Consider the following 23962-nt stretch of genomic DNA (forward strand, 5'->3'; position numbering starts at 1 on the left):
CGACGACAGTGACTGATGGTAAGCCCGCGGGTACGCACAGTGGCTAGGGGTCTGCGGGCCCAATTCAAGGGAACCGGCGGAGGGTTGACCTACCCCTCCGCGCGCGATCGAATCGCGGCGGTCCTCAGACGATCGACGCGTCCACGAAACACCACCGCCAGGTCTCCCCGGGCTCGTAGCTGCGCATCACGGGATGTCCCGTTTCGTGGTAGTGGGCGGTGGCGTGCCGGTGCGGCGAGGAGTCGCAGCAGCCCACGTGGCCGCACCACAGGCACATCCGCAGCTGCACCGGGTGGCTGCCGACCGCCAGGCAGGCCGCACAGGTCATGGTGCGCGGCCCGGGCTCGGGGCGCGGCAGTTCGGGAACGTGCGTGCACTCGCTCATGATGGCCAGGTTACGACGGAGACGAGTGAGGACGGGTCCGGACGATGGAGGTATTGCCGCTGGTGGCACTGGTGGCGGGCAGCGCCGCCGTGGCGGGGGTGGCCCGCAGGACACCGGTCCCGGCGCCGCTGCTGCTCGTGGCGACGGGGCTGCTCGCCGCGTACCTGCCCGGTGTGCCCGACTACGCGCTCGACCCGCACATCGTGCTGCCGCTGCTGCTGCCGCCCCTGCTCTACACGGCCGCGGTGGACAGCTCGTACCTCGACCTGCGGGCGAACGTCCGGCCCGTGGCCCTGCTGTCGGTCGGCTACGTGCTCTTCGCGACGCTCGCCGTCGGCTACGCCGCCCACCTGGTCGTTCCGGGCCTGCCGCTGACCGCCGCGCTGGTGCTGGGCGCGGTGATCGCCCCGCCGGACGCGGTCGCCGCCACCGCCATCGCCCGCAAGCTCGGCCTGCCGCCGCGCATCACGACCATCCTCCAGGGGGAGTCGCTGGTCAACGACGCCACCGCGATCACCGCCTACAAGGTGGCCCTGGCCGCGGTGGTCGGCGAGGGCGCGGGCTGGGCGGGCGGCATCGCGGAATTCCTCCTGGCATCGGTGGGCGGGGTCGGCGTGGGACTGCTGCTGATGGTCCCGATCCACCATCTGCGGACCCGGCTGCGCGAGCCGCTGCTCCAGAACACCCTGTCCCTGCTGATCCCGTTCGTGGCGTACGCCGCCGCCGAGCGCGTCCACGCATCGGGGGTGCTCGCGGTGGTCGTCGTCGCGCTCTACCTGGGGCACCGGGCCTGGCAGGTCGACTTCGCGACCAGGCTCCAGGAGGAGGCCGTCTGGAAGATGATCGCCTTCATCCTCGAATCGGTGGTCTTCGCCCTCATCGGCCTCCAGCTGCCGGTGGTCCTGGACGGGCTGGGGGAGGAGTACGCCGGCCCGCACGCGGCCTGGTACGCGGTGGCGGTGTTCCTGGCGGTGGTGGTCGCCCGGTTCGTCTGGGTCTTCCCGGCGACCTTCCTCCCGCGGATGCTGTCCGACCGGATCCGCTCGCGCGAGCCGGACACCAGCTGGAAGGCGCCGGTGATCGTGGGCTGGGCCGGGATGCGGGGCGTGGTCTCCCTGGCCATCGCCTTCTCGATCCCCATGACGGTCGACGGGGGCGAGGACTTCCCGTACCGGAACCTGATCCTCTTCCTCACCTTCACCACCGTGATCGGCACGCTGGTGGTCCAGGGGCTGAGCCTGCCGTGGCTGATCCGGATGCTGCGGCTGCCCCCGCGCGACGTGCAGGCGGAGACGCTGGCGGAGGCGCAGGCGCAGAGCGAGGCCTCGCGGGCCGCGGACGAACGGCTCACGGAGCTGCTGGCGTCGCCCGCGAACACCCTGCCGGCACCGCTGGCGGACCGGCTGCGGACGGTGCTGGAGCGCCGCCGCAACGCCGTGTGGGAGCGGTTGGGCGGGGTGAACCCGGAGACGGGGGAGTCGGCGGACGACACGTACCGCAGGCTGTCCCGGGAGATGATCTCGGCCGAACGGGAAGTCTTCGTCTCGCTGCGCGACGCCCGGCGCATCGACGACGAGATGCTCCGCTCCCTGCTGCGCCGCCTGGACCTGGAGGAGGCGGCGGCGTACCGCGAATCGGAGTCCTAGGGGTCCTGCCTGCGACCGCGCCACGATCGTGGTCCGGCAGGCTAGTCGAGCGGCGGGCCGGTGAGGACGGCGGTCACGGCGGTGCCCGGGGGGAAGGCCCCGGCGCCGGCCAGCGCGGTCAGCGCGTAGAGCAGCTTGGCCACGTAGATCCGTTCCACCGGCACCCCGTGACGCTCCTCGAACCCCTCCGCGAAGGCGGTGAGTTCGGGGGGCGTGCGGGCGAAGCCGCCGAAGTGGAAACGCTCGTCCAGGCTCCAGTTGGCCAGCGGTGCGCCGAAGGCGGCTTCTTGGAAGGAACGTATCTCCGCTGCGAGGAAGGACCCCTTCAGCACCGGGATGCCCAGCGCCCGCTGGTGCGGCCCCAGACCTGCCGAGAGCCCGGCCACGGTGCCGCCCGTCCCGCACGCCAGCGCCACGACCTCCGACACCCCCCGCAGCTCGCGCCCCAGATCCACGCAGCCGTGCACGGCGGCCCGGTTGCTCCCGCCCTCGGGGACGACGTACGCGCCGGGCGTCCCGGCCTCCGCGAGCAGTGAGGCCAGCACCTCCGGCTCCGCCTTGCGCCGGTACACCGACCGCGGCACGAAGTGCAGCCGCATGCCGTCGGCCGCGCAGCGGGCGAGTGACGGGTTCAGCGGCCGGCCGGCCAGCTCCTCGCCGCGGACGATCCCGACCGTGCCGAGGCCGAGGAGCCGCCCGGCCGCCGCGGTGGCCCTCAAGTGGTTCGAGTACGCGCCCCCGAAGGTCACCAGCTCCTGCCGTCCCGCCGCCACCGCCGCCCGGACGTTCGGCCCGAGCTTGCGCCATTTGTTGCCCGGGACCTCCGGGTGCACGAGGTCGTCCCGCTTCAGCAGCAGGCGCACGCCGTACCGGGAGAAGCGCTCGTCCTCCAGCTCCTGGAGGGGGGAGGGCAGGCGCGCCCCGAGCACGGCGAGCGGGTCGGCGGCGGGGTCGGCGGGGCGGGGGTCGGTCACCTCCCCATTGTCGCGGCCGGGGTCACTTGAGGCGTTCGTGCACCCGGTCGCGCAGGGACTGCATGGTGAAGCCCCTCGGGTCGACCTTGCCCGGCTGCCATTCGAGGTGGCCGATCACCGAGCGCGCGGTCCAGCCGTGGTGCCGGCAGACGGCTGCAGCGGCCCGCGCGATCGCGTCGAGCTGGACGGCCGGCCAGGGGTCCTCGCCGTCGCCGAGGTTCTCGCACTCGAATCCGTAGAAGTGGGTGTTGCCGTCGCGGTTGGCCTGGTTGTCCGGGGGCAGGGCCTTCTCCGCGACGACGGCGGCGAGCACGTCACCGTCCCCGGAACCGGCGTGATTCGTACGGCCGTAGCCGACGAGGTGGACCCGTCCGTCCTTGCTGATCACCCCGTGGCACAGCGGCCCGGGGAGGGTCGAGTGGCCGTCGCGGCAGATACGGACGGTGGCCGCCGTGCCCTGGGTGACGGTGTGGTGGATCATGACCCCGTGGACCGGCCCCCAGGGGCCCTTGTGATTGCGGTTGTGCGTGCGCCAGTCGCCGACCTCGACGACCGTCAGCCCTTCGCCGACCAGTGCGTGCCTGAATTCTCCCGCGGACATGGGTGCGGCCATGAGCGGCCTCCTTTGCGGACGTGACGACTGCCTTTCGCAGCCGCCCGTACCGCGGGTGTACCGGAGGTTCCGCTTCCGGGGCTACCCCTTTCGTACAGCGTGCGAGCCGATTCGGTCACCCGCTGTGATGGGGTCAGGCGCCGGCGAGCCAGAGGTCCGGGCCGAAGACCTCGTAGTGGATGTCCGCGGCCGGGACACCCCGCTCCAGCAGCTGTTCGCGCACCGCGCGCATGAAGGGGAGCGGCCCGCAGAGGTACGCGCGGGTGCCGGGGGCCAGCGGGAGCGCGGACAGGTCGACCCGGCCGCTGCGGTCCCCGGCCGCGGCGCCGTCCTCGTACCAGAAGTGGGCCGCCGCGTCGGGGAGCTTGCCGGTCAGGGCCCGGTGGTCGGTGCGCAGCGCGTGGTCGGCCGGGGAGCGGTCGGCGTGCACGACGGTGACCGGGGCGCGGTGCCCGGTCCCGGCGAGGTGCTCCAGCATCGCCAGCATGGGGGTGCAGCCGATGCCGGCGGAGGCGAGGAGCAGGGGCGCGGTGGTGTCGCCGAGGACGAGGTCGCCGTACGGGGCCGAGACGCGCAGGGTGTCGCCGGGGCGGACGTGTGCGTGGAGGTGGTTCGAGACCTCGCCGTCCGGGCCGGCGCCGCCGTGGACCCGCTTGACGGTGATGGTGCGGTCCGGGGCTCCGGGGGCGCCGGAGAGGCTGTACTGCCGGATCTGGCGGGCGCCGTCGGCGAGCCCGACCTGTACGGAGACGTACTGGCCGGGCAGGTGGGCGGGGGCGGGGGAGCCGTCTGCGGGGGCGAGCCGGAAGGTGGTGCAGTCGGCGGTCTCCTCGGTGCGGCCGGTCACCGTCCACGTGCGCCAGACGTCGCCGGCCGCGACCTGCTGCCCGGCGTACAGGCGCTCCTCGATGGCGACGAGGGCGTTCGCCATCAGCCAGTAGACCTCGTCCCAGGCGGCGGCGACCTCGGGGGTGACGGCGTCGCCGAGCACCTCGGCGATCGCCGCGAAGAGGTGGCGGTGGACGACCGCGTACTGCTCGCGGGTGACGCCGAGGGAGGCGTGCTTGTGGGAGATGCGGTGCAGCATCACGTCCGGGCGGGTGCCGGGCTGCTCGACGAGGTGGCCGGCGAAGGCGGCTATGGAGCCCGCGAGGGCCTGCTTCTGGAGCCCGGCGGCCTGGTTGCCGCGGTTGAAGAGGTCGCGCAGCAGCTCGGGGTGGGCCTCGAACAGCTTCGTGTAGAAGAGCGCCGTGATGTCGCCGATGGCCGCTCCGACGGCGGGCAGGGTGGCACGGACGGTTCCGGTCGACTTCTCGGACAGCATCAGGGGCTCCTCGTTCCTTCGTTAATTGGTATTTGAGAGTCGTATTTTCGGGCGCGCAGGCGCCGGGATGGATTCGTTCTTCCGTTCGCCCGAACGGCTGGGGGGGTGCCCGCCCCTCCTTTATCGGCCAGGGGGTGCGGGGTGCGTGTGCGGGGATCGGTCCGCCGGTCTCCCGGCCGTTCCGGGGGCGCCGCCCGTGATCCCGAGCAGCAGCGGACCGGTGGGCGCCCCCACGAGCTCGTCCACCGTGAGCGGGTCGAGCGAGGCGAAGAAGGCCTCCTGGGCCCGGCGCAGCGCGCCGCGCAGCAGGCAGGCGGAGCGCAGCGGGCACGGGGTGGAGCCCTCGCACTCCACCACGTCGTCCGCGCCCTCCAGTTCGCGGACCAGCCCTCCGACGGATGCGGTGCGTCCGGCCGTGGTGAGGGTGAGCCCGCCGCCCCGGCCGCGCCGCGCCTCGACCAGGCCCAGGTGCTGCAGCCGTGCGACCACCTTCGCCGTGTGCGTGTACGGGACCTGCATGGTCGCCGCCACGTCGCGGGTGGTCGGGAGGTCCCCCTCCTCGACGGCGAGCCGCATGAGCACGCGCAGGGCCAGGTCGGTGAATCGCGTCAGGCGCATGGCCTCACGGTAGAAAACTTGCATCTTGGACGCAAATTAACGGCCCGAGTGATGTGGCCGAAAAGGGCAGGTGGTCCGCGGACGGAGGTGAACTCCAGAACGTGCCCAGACCCGGGCCGAGTAGTCCCACCCTTTTGTGTAATGTTCCGATCACGCTCAGTGCTGACAGGCTTCCGTCCCGCAGGTCATTTGCGTGATCGAAAGGGAAAAGGATGTCGGTCCAGGCAGGTTCCGAAACTCGTGAGGGCCAGTCGCTGCCACAGCGCAGCCTTGGTACCGCGGCCGCGCGGAACTTGGCAACCACCACCAAGTCCGCGCCGCAGATGCAGGAGATCACCTCCAGGTGGCTCCTCAAGACGCTGCCGTGGGTGTCGGTGCAGGGCGGCACGTACCGGGTGAACCGCCGGCTGAGCTACTCGGTCGGCGACGGGCGCGTGACGTTCGTCAAGACCGGAGACCAGGTACAGGTCATCCCGGCGGAGCTCGGCGAACTGCCGCTGCTGCGCGATTACGAGGACCTCGACGTGCTCACCGAGCTCGCCCTGCGCTGCCGCCAGCGCGACTTCTCGGCGGGTGAGGAGCTCACGTCCTTCGGCAGCCCCGCCACGGACGTGTTCCTGCTGGCGCACGGCCGCATCGAGCAGGTCGGCCCCGGCCCTTACGGCGACGACGCCGTGCTCGGCACCCTCGCGGACGGCGCGTACTTCGGCGAGGGCAGCCTCGTCGAGGAGGAGGGGATCTGGGAGTTCACGGCCCGGGCCGCGACCTCCGGCACCGTGCTCGTCCTCAGCCGGCAGGACTTCCAGCTGCTGTCCGACCGGGTGGAGTCGCTGGCCGACCACGTCCGGCGCGTCCGCAGCCTGCCGCCGCAGCGCACCAACCACTACGGCGAGGCTGCGATCGACCTGGCCGCCGGCCATGTCGGAGAACCGGTTCTGCCCGGTACGTTCGTCGACTACGACGCGGCGCCGCGCGAGTACGAGCTGAGCATCGCCCAGACCGTGCTGAAGGTCCACACGCGTGTCGCGGACCTCTACAACCAGCCGATGAACCAGACCGAGCAGCAGATGCGGCTGACCGTCGAGGCGCTCCGCGAGCGCCAGGAGCACGAGCTGGTCAACAACCGCCATTTCGGCCTGCTGCACAACGCCGACTACGACCAGCGCATCCAGCCGCACGACGGCGCACCCAGCCCCGACGACATGGACCAGCTGCTGAGCATGCGGCGCGGCTCCAAGATGTTCCTCGCCCACCCCAAGGCCATCGCCGCCTTCGGGCGCGAGTGCAACAAGCGCGGGCTCTACCCGGACCCGGTCCAGGTCGGTGATCACCAGGTGCCCGCCTGGCGCGGGGTGCCGATCTTCCCGTGCGCCAAGATCCCGATCACTGACGCCCGCACCACGTCCATCCTCTGCATGCGCACGGGCGAGTCCGAGCAGGGCGTCATCGGCCTGCACCAGACCGGGATCCCGGACGAGCTGGAGCCGAGCCTCTCGGTCCGCTTCATGGGCATCAGCGAGCAGGCGATCATCTCGTACCTGGTCACCGCCTACTTCTCCGCGGCCGTGCTCGTCCCGGACGCGCTCGGTGTGCTGGAGAACGTCGAGATCGGCCGCTGGCGCTGAGCGCCGCGGGAGGAGGGGCCGTGGTGATCACCGAGGCGCTGACCGAGGGCCAGGAGGCCGCGGCCCTGCTGGAGGCAACGAGAGAAACGGTCAACCCGCAGCTGCGCAGGACGGTCGAGGGGCTGCCCGGCTCGATGCGGCGGGTGGCGATGTACCACTTCGGCTGGGAGCACGCGGACGGCACGCCGGCCGCGGGCCAGGCCGGGAAGGCCATCCGCCCGGCCCTGGTGCTCACCGCGGCCGCGGCGCTCGGCGGCACGGCCGGGGAGGCGGTACGGGCGGCCGCCGCCGTGGAGCTCGCGCACAACTTCACCCTCCTCCACGACGACGTCATCGACGAGGACGCGCGGCGGCGGGGGCGGCCCACGGCGTGGACCGTGTTCGGGATACCGGACGCGATCCTCACCGGGGACGCCATGCTCGCCCTCGCGCTGAAGGAGATGGCGCAGGACCCGCACCCGGCCGCTCCCCGGGCCTCGGCCCGGCTCGCGGCCTGTGTGGTCGAGCTGTGCGCCGGCCAGCAGGCGGACTGCGCCTTCGAGCAGCGGGCCCGGGTCTCCCTGGACGAGTGCCTGGCGATGGCCATGGCCAAGACCGGGGCCCTGCTGGGCTGTGCGTGCGCGCTCGGGGGGCTGTACGCAGGCGCGGACGACGAGGAGGTCGACGCCCTCGACGCCTTCGGCCGGGAGGCCGGGCTGGCCTTCCAGCTCATCGACGACCTGATCGGCATCTGGGGGGATCCGGAGCACACCGGCAAGCCGGCCGGCGCCGATCTGATCGCCCGCAAGAAGTCCCTTCCGGTCGTGGCCGCCCTCACCTCGGGCACCGCGGCCGGGACGGAGCTGGCGCGGCTGTACGCGGGCCCGATGGCCGGGGACGACGTACGGCGGGCGGCGGACGCCGTGGAGCGGGCCGGAGGGCGCGACTGGGCACAGGTCCACGCGGCCGACCGGATGGGCCGGGCGGTGCAGCAGCTGTCCCGGGCCGTGCCGGACCCGGCGGCCGCGGGCGGGCTGCTGGCGCTGGCGGAATTCGTCACGCGGCGTACGCGCTAGGGAGTGTCGTCGAAGTGGCGTCGTCCGCCCGGCCCGGCGGCCAGACGGGACCTTGACGACACGACCTGGGCGTCCGCACAGGCGCCCTGAGGGGCGGCGGGCCCGTCCGCAGGATCGATTCCGGTCATGCGGGCGGGCCTTCGCCATGCGGTAACCCTAGGATCCTGTCCCGTTGTTGACGGCCTCTCAAGTGACGGGTGACTGACAGTGGGACTGGAGATACGACAGGCTCTGGAGACCGACCGGGACGCGGTGGCCGCGCTGCTGGACGAGGCCTTCCGGAACGATCCGGTGAGCAGCTGGGTCTTCCCGGACCCGGCGCACCGGCGCGCGGTCCACGCGCGCTTCCTCGGGGTGTTCGTGGACGTGGCGCTGGCGGAGGGGCGTATCGACTGCGCCGCGGACGGTTCGGCGGTCGCGCTGTGGCTGCGGATCCCGGCGGGGGAGCCGGAGGGCGAGGACGAGATCCCGGCCCGGATGCGGGAGGCGGCGGACCCCGGCAACGAACGCTGCGAGCTCGTGGGCCGGCTGACCGGTGAAGTGCACCCGACGGCCGAGGAGCACGCGTACCTCCTCATGATCGGGGTGGCCCCGGGACGCCAGGGCGAGGGGCTGGGCACCGAGCTGATCCGGCCGGTGCTGGAGCGCTGCGACCGCGAGGGGCTGCCGGCCTACCTGGAGGCGAGCAGCGAGCGCAGCCGCGGGCTGTACGAGCGGCTCGGTTTCGAGTTCACGGGCACGGCGGTGCAGCTGCCCGACGGGCCGCTGATGTGGCCCATGTGGCGCAAGCCCCGCGGCTGAAAACCGCAGGGCCGGAAATCGATTGTGAGACCACTGTGAACGTAGTACTTTCCTCGCAGTGGTCGCCGCCGGGGTGACCGCGAACGAACGGAAGAGGATTGCGCTTGCGCAAGCTCACGTACTTCATGGCCGTGTCCGTCGACGGGTTCATCGGCGACCCCGACGGTGACGGGGACTTCTTCAACCAGTGGCTCAGCCCCGAGTTCGTCGGCTTCATGACCGGCGACTACCCGGAGACCCTGCCCACCCATGCGCACGCGCACTTCGGGATGGAGTCCGTCGAGGCCAAGCGCTTCGACACCGTCGTCCAGGGCCGGGCCAGCTACGACGTGGGCCTCAAGGCCGGAGTCACCAGCCCCTATGCCCACCTGAAGCAGTACGTCGTCTCGCGCTCGCTCTCGCCCTCGCCGGACCCGGCCGTGGAGATCGTCAGCGGTGACGTCGCGGCATGGATGCGGGAACTGAAGCAGCAGGACGGCCTCGGGATCTGGCTCTGCGGCGGCGCGGACGTCGCCGGGCAGCTCGTCGACGAGATCGACGAGTTCGTACTCAAGACGTACCCGGTGTTCACGGGATCGGGCCTGCCGATGTCGACGGCCGGATTCGCCCTGCGCGAGGTCGAGCTGACGGACCTGCGCACCTTCGAGAACGGCGTCGTCGTGCGCACGTACGCACGCAAGCGCTGACACGCTGATGTGCGTGCAGGCCTGCCGGGTCCCCGAGGGGCCCGGCGGGCCTGCACGTGCGTGCCCGGCGCTACTTCTTCGCGAGGGCGGCGGCCAGGCCGTTGCGCCACAGGTAGTCGACGCGGCTGCGCTCGGCGGAGTTCGGGACGGCGTTGCGGCACGACGTGCCCGGGCCGCCGCCCGACATCAGCTCGCTGCACGGGCCCGAGTAGTGGTCCGGCAGGCCCAGCACGTGGCCGGTCTCGTGGGACGTCACGCGGGTCGAGTCGTACTGCTGGTTCTGGCGGTAGTCGAGGAAGATGTACCCGCGACCGTGGCCGTCGGTGCTGGCGTACGAGCCGCGGGGGTCGTTGCCCTCGCGGTACGAGAAGTTCCCCCCGGAGCTGACCTCCTGGAGCTTCACGTTGCTGACCGAGCTGTTCCATATCTGGGTGCTGCGGGCGATCTGGGTGCGGAAGCTGGGCGCGTTGCGGGTGCTGTAGGTGACGGTCACCGCGGCGGCGCGCGGGTTCGCGGCGCGCTTCTCCGCGACGGACTTCATGACGGCCTCGAAGAACGCCCGGTTCGCAGCGGCGTTCTCCTTCGACTTCTCGTAGGCGGCGTACGATGCCGGCGAGCCGGTCGCGGCGGCCGGGGCCGGGGCGGCGCCCGCGGCGGGTGCGGCACCGAGCGCAGCGGCGAGGCCGAGGCCGAGCGTGCAGGCGAGTACGGTCATGCGGGACTGGGGCATGGGGGGCTCCCACTTCATTTCCGGTGAACGGGGCGGTCGTTCGGTACCGGAGTCTGGGGGAGCGGATGCGCCGTGCGGATGATGCCAGTCCTCGATAACGCGGCCCTATCGCCTGCTCCGAGCCAAGCTTCGCCGCGCCGCCAACTGCCGTAAGAATGGCGGAAATCGGTGGTTCACCAGTGGCTGGTGCGCTCCCAGGGGCCGCCCTACCCTCGGGGCATGGAGCTTGAGGTGAGGCACCTGCGCGCACTGTGCGCCATCGCGGACGCGGGCAGTCTGCACAAGGCGGCCCGGCAGCTCGGCGTCAGCCAGCCCTCGCTCACCACGCAACTGCGCCGGATCGAACAGGCCCTGGACGGCGAGCTGTTCCTGCGTGAGCGCACCGGCTGCCGCCCCACGCCGTTCGGGCGGGTGGTGCTGGGCCGGGCCCGTCCGCTGCTCGACGGGATGGCCGTCCTGGTGGCGGAGGCACGGGCCGCCGCACAGGGCCCGCGGCTGCGGATCGGCTCGACGGCAAGCCGGGCCCTGCCGGGCTGGCTGCGACGGCTGCGACGGCGGCTCCCGGCCACCGAGACCTCACTCCTGGTGGACGTTTCGGCCAATGCCCTGCTGCGGATGGTTGCGTGCGGACAGCTGGACGTGGCCTTCGTCCACGAGGTCGAGGGCTGCCCGCTCCGGATCCCGCCGGGGGTGGAACCGCACGTGCTCGTCGAGCGGGAGCCGCAGTTCGTCTCGATGGCACGCGACCATCCGGCTGCCCGGGCGGCGGTGGTGGACCTGGCGGACCTGGCCGGAGACCGCTGGATGGTCGACCCGTCGGTGGACGGCGAATGGGACGGGCTGCGCCGGGTGCTCGCCGAGGCCGGCTTCGACCCGCCCTTCCTGCACGGGGATTACCACACCGCCGCCTCGCTGGTGGTCACGGGCGAGGCGGTCGCGCCCTGCCAGCCCACGTCGGGACCGCGGGAGGACATGGCGATCCGCCCCCTGCGCGGCGACCCGCTGGCCGTCCGGCTGCTGCTGGTGACGCGCCCGGGTTTCGCGTACGGCGAGGTGTACGAGGAACTCCGCGCGGCCTACCGCGAGGCGGCCCTGCGCCCCGAGGCCTACCGGCACTGGCTCCACCGGACCCGCAGCCCGCTGCTCGCGCCCTCCTGAGCCGGGGCGCGGGCCGATCCGGCGGCCGGCCGCACCCGGGACCCGCAGCCGCGCCGCACCCGGACCGGGAGCCGGGTGCGTGCGGCGCGGGGTCAGAACGCCGTGATGGCCGCGGCGCTGAGGATGACGACCAGGGCGGCGGACTGCATGGCCAGCATCGCCTTGTGGACGGAGTCGGCCGCCCACTGGCCTTCCGCCAGCTCCCCCATGCGCGGCTTGACCTCGCGGGCGGGCCGGTCGGGGAAGGCGAGCCGGTGCAGTCCGGCGGCGTGCAGCAGCGACACCAGGCTGCCGGTGCGCTCGTCGGGCGCGGCCCCGGCCAGCACCACGCCGGCGAGCCGCGCGCGCAGCTCCCGCTCGACCGAGCCGTCCAGTTCCGGGTAGCGCCGGACCGGGAACAGGCCCATGACGCGGCGCTCCTCCTCGACGACGAGCCCCCGGGCCCGCAGGCTGTCGACGGTCGCGCTCACGGCTTTGTTCTGGTCGCGCGTCAGCCAGTTGCCCACGGAGGGCTTGCGGTGCCGCTCGGCCCAGTCGTGCACCATCCGCAGCCGCCCGTCGAGCAGGTGAGTGCCCGTCGGCGTGGTGTCGATGACCTCCAGCCGCTCGCCGTCGATCGACACCCTGCCCGCCAGGACCAGTTCCAGCAGGATGCCGCCCGCAACGGCCCAGCCGGCGGCGAGGCGCTCCTTCGCGGCGCCGGACTCGTCGTCCAGCGACAGCAGCATGATCTCCTCGCCCAGCGTGACTCTCATCCGTCCCGTCCCCTCATGCATATGCCTACGTTCAGGGGACGTCCGGGGCCCCGCCATGGTTCCGGGATGTGAGACCACGAGCCCGGTCGTAGGCGAGGGACAGTGCTCCGTGGGCCGTCAGGACCGCTCCGGCCGCCGCCCAGCCGGCGCTGCGCCGACCGGCTCCCCAGGCCATCAGGGGTGCGCCGACGGCCAGTTGGGCCGCCCCGAGCAGGCGGGCCCGGGGGCCGCGCACCCACGGACCCAGCGGGCCGCTGTCCACCGCGTCGAGTTCGGCCAGCACCGCGTCGCGCCAGCCCGACCACTCGACCGTCTCCGCTCCCGGTGCGAGCTTCGCCGCCTCCCGCAGCCGGTCCACGGGCTCGCCCGGGGCCAGTCCGGCCGGGAGCGCCAGGCCGGTTCGCGCCAGAAGTGCGATCAGGCCCAGCAGCCGGGCCCGCCCGTCCGCCGCCGGGTCCGGCCGGGTCAGCAGGTCCAGGGCCTCGCGGTCGAGCACGGGGTCGAGCCCCAGCCGGGCGGCCACGGTCCGCATCGCATCGGGGTCCCCGTCCGGGGTGCCGTCGGACGTCCACGCGTACGTGACCGTGCGGCGCAGGCCGGAGGCCAGGGCGAAGCCGGTCCGGCCCTCCTCCCACCAGAGCCCGAGGACCGGCCGGTTGGCGCCGACGGCCACGGCCGTCGTCCACCCCTCCAGCACCTCGGACGCGCTGTGCCCGCCGTCGCGCCACGGCTTGCCCTGAGGGGTGAGCACGCTCCACTGCGCGCCCGCCGGCGCGAGCAGCAGCCGCTCGCGCAGCAGATGCGCGGAGGGGCGTACGGACTGCGGCTCGGCATGGCAGAGCAGCAGCCCGCCTGCGGTCGTCATAGAGATCGGCATGTCCACACGCTAAGGCAAATGGCGCATTCCCGTGCATCAAAGGGCATCAACGGCATCAACTGCCCCGTACGGCCATCACTGAGCAATCCGGACGCAGCCGGCCGCGCCGGGAGGCGCTTGACTTCCGACAGCCGCGATATATCGTGTCTTGCAGAAGACGCGATATGTTGCGTCGGGCCCCGACCGAGGAGGAGCAGTCCCATGAGTCAGTCGACGTGGTCGGTCAGCGAGCCGCAGAAGCTCTCGTTCGAAGAGCCGGTCGCGGAGCTCTCCGTGCGTCTCGTGAACGGTGCCGTGAACGTCGTCGGCGTGGACGAGGGCCCCGCCCGCCTGGAGGTCTCCCACGTCGAGGGGCCGCCGCTGCACGTCACCCACGAGGACGGCACCCTCACCGTCGCGTACGAGGACCTGCCCTGGTCCAGCTTCAGGGGAGCCCTTGACCGCGAGGGCTGGCAGCGCACCGCCGTGGTCTCCCTCGCGGTGCCGGCCGGCACCCGTGTACAGGTCGGCGCCGTCTCCGCCGCCGCCGTGCTCTCCGGTGTCGGGGGCCCGGCCGAGGTGCGTACGGTCAACGGCGACGTCACCCTCGTCGGCCTGTCCGGAGCGGTCGGCGCGCACACCGTCACCGGGTCCATCGAGGCCCAGGGCGTCACCGGCGGGCTGCGCGTGCGCTCCGTGTCAGGCGAGATCACCGTCGTCGACGGCGCGGGCTCCTCCGTCAAGGCCGAGTCGGTCAGCGGCGACATGGTCCTCGACCTCGACCCCGCCGGGCCCTGCGCCGACATCAGCGCGACCTCCGTGTCCGGCAAGGTCGCGATCCGCCTGCCGCACCCCATGGACGCCACGGTCGACGCGAACACCGCCGGCGGCTCCGTGTCCAACGCCTTCGACGACCTGCGCGTCACCGGGCAGTTCGGCGCCAAGCGGATCACCGGCACGCTCGGTTCGGGCACCGGCACCCTCAAGGCCACCACGCTCTCCGGCTCCATCGCCCTGCTGCGCCGTCCGGACGCGGAACCGGAGCCGGACCGGGCCGCCCGGCCCGCCCCCGCCGCCCTCGACTTCGACAAGAAGGTGCTGTGACATGCCGCCCGTATTCGCCCACGGCCGTCTGCGCCTGTACCTGCTCAAGCTGCTCGACGAGGCCCCACGCCACGGCTACGAGGTGATCCGCCTCCTGGAGGAGCGCTTCCAGGGCCTGTACGCGCCCTCCGCCGGCACGGTCTACCCGCGCCTGGCCAAGCTGGAGGCCGAAGGCCTGGTCACCCATGCCACCGAGGGCGGCCGCAAGGTGTACTCCATCACCGACGCGGGCCGTGCGGAACTGTCCGGCCGCAGCGGCGAACTGGCCGACCTGGAGCTGGAGATCCGCGAGTCGGTCGCCGAGCTGGCGGCCGAGATCCGCGACGACGTCCGCGGGGCGGCCGGAGACCTGCGCCGGGAGATGAGGGCGGCCGCCGCGGCCTCCGAGAAGCAGCCCGAGGACGCCTTCCGCGACAGCGACGCCTGGCGGTCGGCCAAGGAGGAGCTGCGCCGCGCCAAGCAGGAGTGGAAGGAGCAGACCCGCCGGGCCAAGGACGAGAGCCGCCGGGCCCGCGAGGACGCGCAGAACGCCCGCCGCCAGGCCCAGGAGGCCCACGAGAAGGCGCGCGAGGACGTCCAGCGCGTCGTGCGGCAGATGCAGGAGCAGTTCGCGAAGGCAGGTGTCCGCGGTGGTCTGGGGGGCCTCTCGGAGTTCACCTCGCAGCTCGGCGGGCTGGCCCGCGAGGCCACGTCCTGGCTCGGCCAGGAGGACCGGACCGGCCAGGACGGCCGCGGCGGCCGGGAGAAGGAGGCCCGCCGGGACCAGGCGACCCACGGGGAGGAGGCGGCCGACCGGGAGAAGGCGTCCCGCTGGGCGGCCGACGTGCCGTCCGCCGGCGACCCCGCCCGCGACCTCGACCGGCTCCTCGACCGCTTCCGCGACGACATCCGGGACGCGGCCCGGGACCGGGGGGTGACGGACGAGCAGCTCGCCGAGGTGCGCCGCCGCCTCGCGGAGGCCGCCGGAGCCGTCGACGCCGTCCTGCGCGGCCCCTCCCGCTGACCGCTCCCGCCCGGCCGCCCGCCCCGCCGCTTCGGGGTCAGGCGGCCGGCCGGGCCAGGGCGGCATCGGCGGCGGCGTAGCTGACGCCGTGGTCCGCGAGGACCTCCGCGGCCGGACCCGGTCGGGCGATCAGGGCCAGCACCAGGTGCTCCGTACCGATGTGGCGGTCGCCGCGGCCCAGCGCGATCCGCAGCGACTGCTCCAGGATCTTCTTGGCGTCGGCCGTGAAGGGGCGGTGGTTCGACCACCGGCGCCGCGCGGTGCGGCGGGCCGGGTCCAGCGCGCCCTCGCCGTGCGCCTCCTCGATCCGGGAGACGATCTCGGACACGTCGATCCCGATGCCCGCGAGGGCCTCCTCGTCGGCCTTGGACAGCCCGCCCCGGCGGCGGGCCCGCGCAAGCCCTCCCGCCACCGCCTGAGGGTCCACCCCGAGCGGGTCCAGTGCCCCCAGCTCCAGCAGCGAGAGCAGCAGGCACTGCTCGTCGACCGCCTCCGCCCCTGCCCGCTCGGCCTGTGCCACCGCGCCCTTGACGGCGTTCCGGGCGCTGCTCGTGAACCGCTCGAACATCAATGCCTCCCGTATTTCTTGTGCACTGCCTGCCTGCTGACGCCCAGTTCGGCCGCGATCTCCTGCCACGACCAGCCCTGGGTGCGGGCGCTGCGTACCTGTACGGCTTCCAGCTGCTCCAGCAGCCGCCGCAGCGCGGCGACCGCCCGGAGCCCCACCCGCGGGTCGCGGTCGCCGGCGGCCGCGGCGAGATCGGTTGCTTCCGTCATGCTGTCAATCTAGGTTGACGCGGGAGGGGTGTCAACCCAGATTGACAACAAGGTGTGCGGATCCCGGTGGCAGGCGGCCCGGACGACTCGGGCCGCACCCAGGCGGCTCAGTCGGCTCAAGCGGCTCAGACGGTGAAGACCACCTTGCCGAACAGGTCGCCCGACTCCAGCTTCGCGAAGCCCTCGCGGGCCCGGTCCAGCGGCAGCACCTCGTCGATCACCGGCCGTACGCCGGTCGCAGCACAGAAGGCGAGGAGGTCCTCCAGCTCGTCCTTGGACCCCATAGTGGAGCCGACGACCTTGAGTTCGAGGAAGAAGATCCGGGTCAGCTCGGCGTGCGCCGGGCGGTCACCGCTCGTCGCGCCCGAGATGACCAGGGTGCCGCCGGGGCGCAGGCACTTCACCGAGTGCGACCAGGTGGCCGCCCCCACGGTCTCGATCACCGCGTCCATCCGGTGCGGCAGCCGGGCGCCGGGCTCGTACGCGTCCAGCGCGCCCAGCTCCACGGCCCGCTTGCGCTTGGCCTCGTCACGGCTGGTCGCGAAGATCCGCAGGCCCGCCGCCTTGCCGAGCACGATCGCGGCGGTGGCCACACCGCCGCCCGCACCCTGCACCAGCACCGAATCCCCGGGCCGCACCCCCGCATTGGTGAACAGCATCCGGTACGCCGTCAGCCATGCCGTCGGCAGGCACGCGGCCTCCTCGAACGACAGCTCCGCGGGCTTGCGCAGCACGTTCCAGGCGGGCACGGTCACCTGCTCGGCGAAGGTGCCCTGGTAGCGCTCGGTCAGGATGGAGCGGGGCTCGTCCGGGCCCACCCCGTGGCCGGACTGGCCGATCACCGAGTGCAGGACGACCTCGTTGCCGTCCTGGTCGGTCCCGGCGGCATCGCAGCCGAGGATCATCGGGAGCTTGTCCTCGCCGAGGCCCACCCCGCGCAACGACCACAGATCGTGGTGGTTGAGCGAGGCGGCCCTGACGTTCACGGTCACCCAGCCGGGGCGCGCCTCGGGGGCCGGGCGCTCGCCCAGCTCAAGGCCGCTCAGCGGCTGGTCACGGTCGATTCGGGCGGCATAGGCAGCGAACATGCCGCCAGACGCTACCGGCCGGTAGTGGCCGGGACTAGTCCCGCCGCCACTGAGCGGGTGAGTTCTTCGTCGCAGGGTCCTCGTACGAGCCCGCGACGCCCCGGTCGACGTGGAAGGCGGTCAGCGTGGTCACGGGAGAGTTCGGATCGCGCCGGTCCGCAATCACCCTCATGCGGGCGGTGAACCGGGACGGCGTGGCCTCGTAGACGTCGTAGCCGTACCGGTTGCCCTCGAAGTACTTCAGGTGCGGATTGGCCCGGCCCATCACGGGTCCGTTGGTCCTGTTCCAGTCCGCCGAGTACGCGCCCGAGGTGACGGAGTGGGCGGTGAACTCCGTGCCGACGACCGGCGAGGAGGGGTCGTCGAAGTCCGTCCGGATGTCGTCGACGAAGGCCGAGTGCCAGTCGCCGGTGATCACGACCAGGTCCTCCATCCCGCCGGCGTGCACGTGCCCGAGGACCTCCTTGCGCTCGGCGGTGAAGCCGTCCCACTGGTCGGTGAACATGTACGGGCCGCCCGCCCGCGAGCGCAGCTGGCTGAGCATGATCGAGTTCGCCCAGACGTGCCAGCCGCCCGGGGACGCCGAGACGTTCTGCTTGAGCCAGGACTTCTGCCCCGCGCCCAGGATCGTGCCGCCCGCGAGGTTCTGCGCCGAGCGGTACGAGCGCAGGTCGAGCACGGTGAGCTCCAGCAGGTCGCCCCAGCGCCGGACCCGGTGGATCTCGGGGTCGGGCAGGCCGGGGCCGGCCGCCGAGCCGTCCCGGTGCGGCTGGTTCTCGTACCAGGCCTGGTAGGCGGCCGAGCGCCGCCGCAGGAACGGCGCCCCGCCCGTGGTGCCGCTGTAGTCGTTGACGACCTCGTGGTCGTCCCAGGTCAGGTACCAGGGGTGGGCGGCGTGCGCGTCGCGCAGCGCCGGGTCGCCCTTGTAGAGGGCGTGGCGGCGGCGGTAGTCGGCCAGGGTGAGGGTCTGCGGGGCGTCGTGGTCGCGCACGTGGTCGCCGCCGACCGGCCCGTGCTCGTAGATGTAGTCCCCGAGGTGGACGACGAAGTCCACGTCCTCGGCGGCGATCCCGCGGTGGGCGGCGTAGTAGCCGTCGTGGAAGGCCTGGCAGTTGGCGGCGGCGAAGCGGACCCGGGCGAGGGCTCCGGCGGCCGCGGTCTTCGTCCGGCCGGTCCGGCTGGTGACGCCGAGGGCCTTGAAGGCGTACCAGTACCGCGTGCCCGGCGCGAGGCCGTGGACGGCCACGTGCACGCTGTGGCCCAGGGTCGCGGAGGCGGGGTGCGTGCCGCGGGCCACGATCCGGCCGAGGCCCGGGTCCTCCGCCACCACCCACTCCACCTCCACCAGGTCCGGCAGCGGCTGCTCGGCGGCCAGCGGCTCGGGCGCGAGCCGGGTCCAGAGCACCACCGACCCCTGCTGCGGGTCGCCGGAGCCCACTCCGAGGGTGAAGGGCGCCGGGTCGTACACCGCGCCGAGCGTCCGGGCGGCCTCCAGGGCCTGTGCGGGGGAGAGGCCTGCGCTCAGCGGCCAGGCGAGGTTGAGGGCGCCCGCGGCGCCGGCCGCCCTGAGCAGCGCACGGCGGTCGAGCTTCATGCGGCACCTCCGGTGAGGGTGAGCGAGACGGCGTCGGCGTACCCGTCGTTGGAGGTCCCGCCGGCCCGGGTGAACACCAGCCGGATCCGCGCGGTACGGGCCCCCGGGGGCACCGCCGACGCCGCGGTGCGCTGCAGCAGTCCGGTCCTCCCCGCCCGCTCCGCGGCGGTGACCGGGCCGAGTACGGACAGCGCGAGCGGTATCCCCCTCGCGTCGCGGAACTCCGCGGACAGCTGCACGCCGTCCTCCTGGCCCAGGTACCCGCCCAGCCAGCCGGCGAGGGTGTAGCGCACGGTGCCGGCATCGACCGACGCCGGCAGAGCGACGTCCTGCACCAGCTCGGTGACGGGGCTGTTGCCGCCGGAGAAGAAGCGGCTGCCGCGGGCCGCGGGGCCCGGGTCCGAAGGCGTCGGATAGCCGCCGCCGACGCTGTAGCCGACCAGCGCGGGCGCGCCCTGCCGGATCGTCCAGCCGGTGACGGACGCGACCGGCGTCGCGCCGCCGCCCGGTCCGCTCTCGGCGTCGCCGTTGATCACCAGGTTCACGGGAAGTGCCTCCTGCCGTCGGTGAGTGGGCGTCAGGAATCCCAGCAGGAGCGGATGAACCGCGGGCGTCGCCCGGCTGTCCCGGCGGGGGAGGTTCGCGGGGGAGGTTCCCGGGAATGCGAAGGGCCGCGCCGTCCCGGAGGGGAGCGGCGCGGCCCTGGGGGTCGCCTTGCCGGTGTTACGGGCGGCGCGCCACGCCGTCCGCACGGGCGGCGGCGGCGACCGCGGCGGTGACCGCCTCGGCGACGCGCTCGTCGAACGGCGACGGGATCACGTACTCGGCGGACAGCTCGTCCTCACCGACGACACCGGCGATGGCGTCGGCGGCGGCGATCTTCATGCCCTCGGTGATCCGGGAGGCCCGGACCTTGAGCGCACCGGCGAAGATGCCGGGGAACGCGAGGACGTTGTTGATCTGGTTCGGGAAGTCGCTGCGGCCGGTGGCCACGACCGCCGCGTACTTGTGCGCGACGTCCGGGTGGACCTCCGGGTTCGGGTTGGCCATGGCGAAGACGAACGAGTCCTTCGCCATCGAGGCGACGGCCGCCTCGGGGACCGTGCCGCCGGAGACGCCGATGAACACGTCCGCGCCGGCCAGCGCCTCCTCCAGGGTGCCGCTGAGGCCGGAGGTGTTCGTCAGCCCGGCGATCTCCTGCTTGACGTCCGTGAGGTCCGTACGGTCCGCGGAGACGACGCCCTTGCGGTCGGTGACGCACACGTCGCCGATGCCCGCGTCCACGAGGATCTTGGCGATCGCAATGCCGGCCGCACCCGCACCGGAGATCACGGCGCGCAGGTCGCCGAGCGTGCGCCCGGTGAGCTTGGCGGCGTTGCGCAGGGCGGCCAGCGTCACGATGGCCGTGCCGTGCTGGTCGTCGTGGAAGATCGGGATGTCGACGAGTTCCTGGAGGCGGCGCTCGATCTCGAAGCACCGCGGTGCCGAGATGTCTTCGAGGTTCACTCCGCCGAACGAGGGAGCGAGCCGGACGACCGTCTCGATGATCTCGTCGGTGTCCTTGGTCGCGAGCGCGATCGGAACCGCGTCGACGCCGCCGAACTGCTTGAAGAGAATGGCCTTGCCCTCCATCACGGGGAGGGAGGCCTCCGGCCCGATGTCACCGAGTCCGAGCACGGCCGTGCCGTCGGTGACGACGGCGACCACGTTGGACTTCCAGGTGTAGTCGTGGACCAGGTCGGGCTGCTCGGCGATGGCGCTGCACACCTTCGCCACGCCGGGCGTGTACGCGAGGGACAGGTCGTCCTTGTCACGGACCGGCACGGTGGCCTGCACGGCCATCTTGCCGCCGCGGTGCAGCGCAAAGGCCGCATCGGGATTGTTGTCCGTGACGCTGTCGCTGCGAGGATTGACGATCTCCGCTGCCACTTGTTTGACCCCTTAAGTCTTAATCATTTGAGGGTTGACCACTCCTGGTTGAGGCGTGGGCGGGCACCGCGTTCGAGACTCCGGCTTCTGTCGGCGGTTGGCCCACTTCCCCCGGAGTGGGAGGTTCGTACGCGCGGGCGCGCCGCACACGCGCCCTGGGCCCCGGATGAGGGGTGTAAGGATCTGTTCTACCGGAAGAACACTCGCCCAGACGAGTCGATTCCGCTGTGACTTTAAGCCGGTTGTCCGCTTTCGTCGAAAAATCCGGCGAACCCAGACCAAGCCTCGAGACGCGCCGCAAAAAATGGCGCCTGAGGCTCCTTTCACGCCAGAACTTCCGGTGACGATCACCCTTCCCCGCAGTCCTGTTGGGCAACTCGGGGTACCCGTTATCCGATTTTGACCTGGCTGACCGTCGGATTCGTGCGGTCCGAATGGCAAGATGCCGTAATCACACGAGGTCGCGACACTCGAAGGTGCGTGCCCGACCGTTTTCGGCCAGTTTCAGCACCCCTGCCGGAGGACCAGCTCATGACCGCAAGCACCACTCGTCGTACGACCGCCGCCCGGTCCCGCATCGCCGCGGTCAGCGCGATCGCGGTGGCCGGCGCTCTGATCCTCACCGGCTGCGGTGACCAGACCGAGGGTGGGGCGTCGTCCGAGACGTCCGGCGGCGGCAAGGTGAACAGCGCCCCGCTGTTCTCGAAGCTGCCGAAGAAGTACCAGGACTCCGGCGTCATCAAGATCGGCACGGACGCCGCGTACGCCCCGATGGAGTTCACCGAGGGCGGCAAGATCGTCGGTGTCGACCCCGACATCGCCGAGGCCCTGGGCAAGCAGCTCGGCGTCAAGATGGAGTTCGTCTCGGGCACCTTCGACGGCCTGATCACCTCGATCTACACGGGCCGCCAGGACCTGATCATGTCCTCGATGACGGACAACAAGAAGCGCCAGGAGGGCCTGGACGACGCCGGCAAGAAGATCGGCAAGGGCATCGACTTCGTCGACTACTTCAGCTCCGGCGTCTCGCTGCTGGTGAAGAAGGGCAACCCGCAGGGCATCAAGTCCCTGGAGGACCTCTGCGGCAAGACGGTCGCCGTCCAGCGCGGCACCATCTACGAGGACACCTTCAAGGCCCAGGCCGCGAAGTGCGGTGCCAAGAAGCTCACCATCCAGGCGTTCGACACCGACGCCGAGGCCCAGACCCGTGTGAAGGCCGGCGGCGCCGTCGCCGACCTGAACGACTACCCGGTCGCCGCGTACATCGCGAAGACCTCGGGCGGCGGCAACGACTTCGAGGTCGCGGGCAGCCAGAGCGACGTCGGCCTCTTCGGCATCGGCGTCTCCAAGGAGAACACCCAGCTGCGTGACGCGGTCAAGGAAGCCCTCGACGCCATCATCAAGGACGGCTCCTACGCCAAGGTCCTGGAGAAGTGGAACGTCAAGGACAGTGCCGTCACCTCGGCGACCGTCAACGCCGGCAAGTGACTCTCCGCGCTCCACTGAAGGGCAGTCATTGTGACTGACAAGATCGACAAGGGTCCGGCCGCCGCTCCGGCCGGACCCGGCGCCTCGGGCTCCCCGTACGAGGCGATCAAGGCAATCCCCGTACGGCACTACGGCCGCTGGATCAGCGCCGTCGTCGTCGTCGTGCTCCTCGGCTGGCTCGTCTACGCCTTCTCCCAGGGCAACGTCCTCTGGGACACGGTCTGGGACAAGGTCTTCGACACCTCGGTGCTCAAGGGCCTGTGGAGCACCGTGATCATCAGCGTCGCGGCCATGGCGCTGGGCCTCGCGCTCGGCGTGCTGTTCGCGGTCATGCGCCTCTCGAAGAACCCGGTCACGGGCGCCGTGGCCTGGCTGTACATCTGGTTCTTCCGCGGCACGCCGGTCTACGTGCAGCTGCTCGTCTGGTTCAACCTCTCGCTGATCTTCGAGTACATCAACCTCGGACCGATCTACAAGAACGAGACCGTCGACGTCATGACGCCGTTCATGGTCGCGCTCCTGGGCCTCGGCCTCAACGAGGGCGCGTACATGGCGGAGATCGTCCGGGCCGGCATCCAGTCCGTCGACGAGGGCCAGACCGAGGCCGCGCACGCGCTCGGCATGTCGCAGACCAAGACGATGCGCCGGGTGGTCCTGCCCCAGGCCATGCGGGTGATCGTGCCCCCCACGGGCAACGAGTTCATCAACATGCTCAAGACCTCCTCCCTGGTCTCGGCCGTGCAGTACACGGAACTGCTGCGGGCGTCCACGAACATCGGCAACACGGCCGGCGCCGTCATGGAGATGCTCTTCGTGGCCTCCATCTGGTACCTGGCCCTCACCAGCGTGTTCAGCGTCGGGCAGTACTACCTGGAGCGGCACTTCGCCCGCGGCTCGCTGCGCAGCCTGCCGCCCACGCCGTGGCAGCGCATCCGTGCCAACCTGAACATGTTCCGCCGTACGGAGGTGACCCGATGACCGGCCAGCCGATGGTCAAGGCCGAGGGCGTCCACAAGTCCTACGGCGCCGCCCACATCCTGCGGGGGATCGACCTCGAGGTCGCCCCCCGCGAGGTCTTCTGCCTGGTCGGCCCGTCCGGCTCCGGCAAGTCCACGTTCCTCCGGTGCATCAACCACCTGGAGCGGATCAACGCGGGCCGGCTTTCGGTCGACGGCGAGCTCGTCGGCTACAAGCAGAAGGGCGACAAGCTCTACGAGCTGAAGGACAGCGAGGTCGCGGCCCAGCGCCGGGACATCGGCATGGTCTTCCAGCGCTTCAACCTGTTCCCCCACATGACGGCCATAGAGAACGTCATGGAAGCCCCGGTCATGGTCAAGGGCGAGAGCAGGGCGGTGGCCCGCGAGCGCGCCGTCCGGCTGCTCGACCGCGTCGGCCTGGGCGACAAGGGCAACAACTACCCGTCCATGCTCTCCGGCGGCCAGCAGCAGCGCGTGGCGATCGCCCGCGCGCTGGCCATGGAGCCGAAGCTGATGCTCTTCGACGAGCCCACCTCGGCTCTCGACCCGGAGCTGGTCGGCGACGTCCTCGACGTCATGCGGGACCTGGCCGAGTCGGGCATGACCATGATCGTGGTGACCCACGAGATGGGCTTCGCCCGCGAGGTCGGCGACAACCTCGTCTTCATGGACGGCGGCGTCGTGGTCGAGTCCGGCCACCCGCGCGACGTGCTGGGCAACCCGCAGCACGACCGCACCAAGGCGTTCCTCTCCAAGGTGCTCTAGGCGGTACGCCG

Annotated in this window: 25 protein-coding genes; 11 read left to right on the forward strand and 14 right to left on the reverse strand. The window is 72.0% G+C overall.

Translation table 11 applies throughout. The annotated features are described in order from the left end of the window. Positions 1-124 precede the first annotated feature (124 nt). The gene (locus tag ACZ7H1_RS13230; RefSeq protein ID WP_470786243.1) at positions 125-385 is read right to left on the reverse strand and encodes a UBP-type zinc finger domain-containing protein; all 261 of its coding nucleotides are present in this window, start codon (positions 383-385) and stop codon (positions 125-127) included. Between the two features lie 44 nt (positions 386-429). Between ACZ7H1_RS13230 and ACZ7H1_RS13235 the strand changes: the two genes are divergently transcribed. Next, complete coding sequence (locus ACZ7H1_RS13235) at positions 430-2031, forward strand: Na+/H+ antiporter (RefSeq protein WP_470786245.1); 1602 nt, start codon at positions 430-432, stop codon at positions 2029-2031. 41 nt (positions 2032-2072) lie between these two features. Here ACZ7H1_RS13235 and ACZ7H1_RS13240 read toward each other — a convergent pair whose 3' ends face one another. The 4 genes from ACZ7H1_RS13240 to ACZ7H1_RS13255 form a co-directional block, all read right to left on the reverse strand. Beyond that, positions 2073-3005 (reverse strand): 1-aminocyclopropane-1-carboxylate deaminase/D-cysteine desulfhydrase, encoded by a 933-nt coding sequence (locus ACZ7H1_RS13240; RefSeq protein ID WP_470786246.1) that lies wholly within the window; start codon positions 3003-3005, stop codon positions 2073-2075. 22 nt (positions 3006-3027) lie between these two features. Beyond that, positions 3028-3618, reverse strand: a complete 591-nt coding sequence (locus tag ACZ7H1_RS13245) for an N-acetylmuramoyl-L-alanine amidase (protein ID WP_470786248.1) — start codon at positions 3616-3618, stop codon at positions 3028-3030. A 133-nt stretch (positions 3619-3751) separates the two neighbouring features. After that, entirely contained in the window at positions 3752-4942 is a 1191-nt protein-coding gene (locus tag ACZ7H1_RS13250) for a globin domain-containing protein (RefSeq protein WP_470786250.1), read from the reverse strand. Positions 4943-5062: 120 nt separating this feature from the next. Next, on the reverse strand, positions 5063-5560 hold the full coding sequence (locus tag ACZ7H1_RS13255; protein WP_470786251.1) for an RrF2 family transcriptional regulator: 498 nt from the start codon (positions 5558-5560) through the stop codon (positions 5063-5065). Positions 5561-5772: 212 nt separating this feature from the next. Here ACZ7H1_RS13255 and ACZ7H1_RS13260 point away from each other — a divergent pair, with 212 nt between their 5' ends. The 4 genes from ACZ7H1_RS13260 to ACZ7H1_RS13275 all read left to right on the forward strand — a co-directional run bounded on the left by ACZ7H1_RS13260 (position 5773) and on the right by ACZ7H1_RS13275 (position 9727). Beyond that, positions 5773-7185, forward strand: a complete 1413-nt coding sequence (locus ACZ7H1_RS13260) for a family 2B encapsulin nanocompartment shell protein (protein WP_470786253.1) — start codon at positions 5773-5775, stop codon at positions 7183-7185. 20 nt (positions 7186-7205) lie between these two features. Next, positions 7206-8240 (forward strand): family 2 encapsulin nanocompartment cargo protein polyprenyl transferase, encoded by a 1035-nt coding sequence (locus tag ACZ7H1_RS13265; protein ID WP_470786257.1) that lies wholly within the window; start codon positions 7206-7208, stop codon positions 8238-8240. Between the two features lie 207 nt (positions 8241-8447). Then, positions 8448-9041 (forward strand): GNAT family N-acetyltransferase, encoded by a 594-nt coding sequence (locus ACZ7H1_RS13270; RefSeq protein WP_470786259.1) that lies wholly within the window; start codon positions 8448-8450, stop codon positions 9039-9041. Positions 9042-9145: 104 nt separating this feature from the next. Next, positions 9146-9727, forward strand: a complete 582-nt coding sequence (locus tag ACZ7H1_RS13275; RefSeq protein WP_470786260.1) for a dihydrofolate reductase family protein — start codon at positions 9146-9148, stop codon at positions 9725-9727. 70 nt (positions 9728-9797) lie between these two features. On the opposite strand, the gene snpA is transcribed toward ACZ7H1_RS13275, so the two are convergent. After that, entirely contained in the window at positions 9798-10457 is a 660-nt protein-coding gene (gene snpA, locus ACZ7H1_RS13280) for a snapalysin (protein ID WP_470786262.1), read from the reverse strand. Between the two features lie 219 nt (positions 10458-10676). On the opposite strand from snpA, the gene ACZ7H1_RS13285 reads away from it, so the two are divergent. Beyond that, a complete protein-coding gene (locus ACZ7H1_RS13285; RefSeq protein WP_470786264.1) occupies positions 10677-11615 on the forward strand; it encodes a LysR family transcriptional regulator in 939 nt (312 codons plus the stop codon). A gap of 92 nt (positions 11616-11707) precedes the next feature. On the opposite strand, the gene ACZ7H1_RS13290 is transcribed toward ACZ7H1_RS13285, so the two are convergent. Both ACZ7H1_RS13290 and ACZ7H1_RS13295 read right to left on the reverse strand, forming a co-directional pair. Then, the gene (locus tag ACZ7H1_RS13290) at positions 11708-12370 is read right to left on the reverse strand and encodes a GOLPH3/VPS74 family protein (RefSeq protein WP_470786265.1); all 663 of its coding nucleotides are present in this window, start codon (positions 12368-12370) and stop codon (positions 11708-11710) included. Positions 12371-12401: 31 nt separating this feature from the next. Next, a complete protein-coding gene (locus ACZ7H1_RS13295) occupies positions 12402-13247 on the reverse strand; it encodes a hypothetical protein (protein WP_470786266.1) in 846 nt (281 codons plus the stop codon). Positions 13248-13448: 201 nt separating this feature from the next. On the opposite strand from ACZ7H1_RS13295, the gene ACZ7H1_RS13300 reads away from it, so the two are divergent. Beyond that, on the forward strand, positions 13449-14330 hold the full coding sequence (locus ACZ7H1_RS13300; protein ID WP_470786267.1) for a DUF4097 family beta strand repeat-containing protein: 882 nt from the start codon (positions 13449-13451) through the stop codon (positions 14328-14330). 1 nt (position 14331) lies between these two features. Continuing rightward, positions 14332-15333 (forward strand): PadR family transcriptional regulator, encoded by a 1002-nt coding sequence (locus ACZ7H1_RS13305; protein WP_470786269.1) that lies wholly within the window; start codon positions 14332-14334, stop codon positions 15331-15333. Between the two features lie 37 nt (positions 15334-15370). Here the strand turns inward: ACZ7H1_RS13305 and ACZ7H1_RS13310 are convergent, their stop codons facing one another. The 6 genes from ACZ7H1_RS13310 to ACZ7H1_RS13335 all read right to left on the reverse strand — a co-directional run bounded on the left by ACZ7H1_RS13310 (position 15371) and on the right by ACZ7H1_RS13335 (position 20721). Continuing rightward, positions 15371-15901 carry a Clp protease N-terminal domain-containing protein gene (locus ACZ7H1_RS13310; RefSeq protein WP_470786270.1) on the reverse strand — a complete coding sequence of 177 codons (531 nt, stop codon included), beginning with the start codon at positions 15899-15901 and terminating at the stop codon, positions 15371-15373. Next, positions 15901-16110, reverse strand: coding sequence for a helix-turn-helix domain-containing protein (locus tag ACZ7H1_RS13315; protein WP_470786272.1), 210 nt, complete (start codon positions 16108-16110; stop codon positions 15901-15903). Before ACZ7H1_RS13315 ends, ACZ7H1_RS13310 begins: the two co-directional genes overlap by 1 nt. A gap of 125 nt (positions 16111-16235) precedes the next feature. Beyond that, complete coding sequence (locus tag ACZ7H1_RS13320; protein ID WP_470786273.1) at positions 16236-17198, reverse strand: zinc-binding dehydrogenase; 963 nt, start codon at positions 17196-17198, stop codon at positions 16236-16238. A 34-nt stretch (positions 17199-17232) separates the two neighbouring features. Then, a complete protein-coding gene (locus ACZ7H1_RS13325; protein ID WP_470786275.1) occupies positions 17233-18792 on the reverse strand; it encodes an alkaline phosphatase D family protein in 1560 nt (519 codons plus the stop codon). Then, the gene (locus ACZ7H1_RS13330; protein WP_470786276.1) at positions 18789-19337 is read right to left on the reverse strand and encodes a phosphoesterase; all 549 of its coding nucleotides are present in this window, start codon (positions 19335-19337) and stop codon (positions 18789-18791) included. The genes ACZ7H1_RS13325 and ACZ7H1_RS13330 overlap by 4 nt, the downstream gene beginning before the upstream one ends. Before the next feature lie 178 nt (positions 19338-19515). Continuing rightward, a complete protein-coding gene (locus tag ACZ7H1_RS13335) occupies positions 19516-20721 on the reverse strand; it encodes an NAD(P)-dependent malic enzyme (protein WP_470786278.1) in 1206 nt (401 codons plus the stop codon). A 531-nt stretch (positions 20722-21252) separates the two neighbouring features. On the opposite strand from ACZ7H1_RS13335, the gene ACZ7H1_RS13340 reads away from it, so the two are divergent. The 3 genes from ACZ7H1_RS13340 to ACZ7H1_RS13350 are packed head-to-tail and all read left to right on the forward strand — an operon-like array spanning position 21253 to position 23951. Next, a complete protein-coding gene (locus ACZ7H1_RS13340; RefSeq protein WP_470786279.1) occupies positions 21253-22209 on the forward strand; it encodes an ABC transporter substrate-binding protein in 957 nt (318 codons plus the stop codon). Between the two features lie 30 nt (positions 22210-22239). After that, positions 22240-23187, forward strand: coding sequence for an amino acid ABC transporter permease (locus ACZ7H1_RS13345; RefSeq protein WP_470786281.1), 948 nt, complete (start codon positions 22240-22242; stop codon positions 23185-23187). Beyond that, positions 23184-23951, forward strand: a complete 768-nt coding sequence (locus ACZ7H1_RS13350; RefSeq protein WP_470786282.1) for an amino acid ABC transporter ATP-binding protein — start codon at positions 23184-23186, stop codon at positions 23949-23951. Before ACZ7H1_RS13345 ends, ACZ7H1_RS13350 begins: the two co-directional genes overlap by 4 nt. Positions 23952-23962: the final 11 nt, after the last annotated feature.

This window comes from Streptomyces sp. NPDC037401, from assembly GCF_055602345.1.

Coding starts and splice junctions, on each gene's coding strand:
- ACZ7H1_RS13305 (WP_470786269.1), top strand. CDS start 14,332: ATGCCGCCCGTATTCGCCCACGGCCGTCTGCGCCTGTACCTGCTCAAG.
- ACZ7H1_RS13300 (WP_470786267.1), top strand. CDS start 13,449: ATGAGTCAGTCGACGTGGTCGGTCAGCGAGCCGCAGAAGCTCTCGTTC.
- ACZ7H1_RS13340 (WP_470786279.1), top strand. CDS start 21,253: ATGACCGCAAGCACCACTCGTCGTACGACCGCCGCCCGGTCCCGCATC.
- ACZ7H1_RS13245 (WP_470786248.1), bottom strand. CDS start 3,618: ATGGCCGCACCCATGTCCGCGGGAGAATTCAGGCACGCACTGGTCGGC.
- ACZ7H1_RS13350 (WP_470786282.1), top strand. CDS start 23,184: ATGACCGGCCAGCCGATGGTCAAGGCCGAGGGCGTCCACAAGTCCTAC.
- ACZ7H1_RS13325 (WP_470786275.1), bottom strand. CDS start 18,792: ATGAAGCTCGACCGCCGTGCGCTGCTCAGGGCGGCCGGCGCCGCGGGC.
- ACZ7H1_RS13230 (WP_470786243.1), bottom strand. CDS start 385: ATGAGCGAGTGCACGCACGTTCCCGAACTGCCGCGCCCCGAGCCCGGG.
- ACZ7H1_RS13235 (WP_470786245.1), top strand. CDS start 430: ATGGAGGTATTGCCGCTGGTGGCACTGGTGGCGGGCAGCGCCGCCGTG.
- ACZ7H1_RS13310 (WP_470786270.1), bottom strand. CDS start 15,901: ATGTTCGAGCGGTTCACGAGCAGCGCCCGGAACGCCGTCAAGGGCGCG.
- ACZ7H1_RS13285 (WP_470786264.1), top strand. CDS start 10,677: ATGGAGCTTGAGGTGAGGCACCTGCGCGCACTGTGCGCCATCGCGGAC.
- ACZ7H1_RS13250 (WP_470786250.1), bottom strand. CDS start 4,942: ATGCTGTCCGAGAAGTCGACCGGAACCGTCCGTGCCACCCTGCCCGCC.
- snpA (WP_470786262.1), bottom strand. CDS start 10,457: ATGCCCCAGTCCCGCATGACCGTACTCGCCTGCACGCTCGGCCTCGGC.
- ACZ7H1_RS13260 (WP_470786253.1), top strand. CDS start 5,773: ATGTCGGTCCAGGCAGGTTCCGAAACTCGTGAGGGCCAGTCGCTGCCA.
- ACZ7H1_RS13315 (WP_470786272.1), bottom strand. CDS start 16,110: ATGACGGAAGCAACCGATCTCGCCGCGGCCGCCGGCGACCGCGACCCG.
- ACZ7H1_RS13290 (WP_470786265.1), bottom strand. CDS start 12,370: ATGAGAGTCACGCTGGGCGAGGAGATCATGCTGCTGTCGCTGGACGAC.
- ACZ7H1_RS13255 (WP_470786251.1), bottom strand. CDS start 5,560: ATGCGCCTGACGCGATTCACCGACCTGGCCCTGCGCGTGCTCATGCGG.
- ACZ7H1_RS13295 (WP_470786266.1), bottom strand. CDS start 13,247: ATGCCGATCTCTATGACGACCGCAGGCGGGCTGCTGCTCTGCCATGCC.
- ACZ7H1_RS13320 (WP_470786273.1), bottom strand. CDS start 17,198: ATGTTCGCTGCCTATGCCGCCCGAATCGACCGTGACCAGCCGCTGAGC.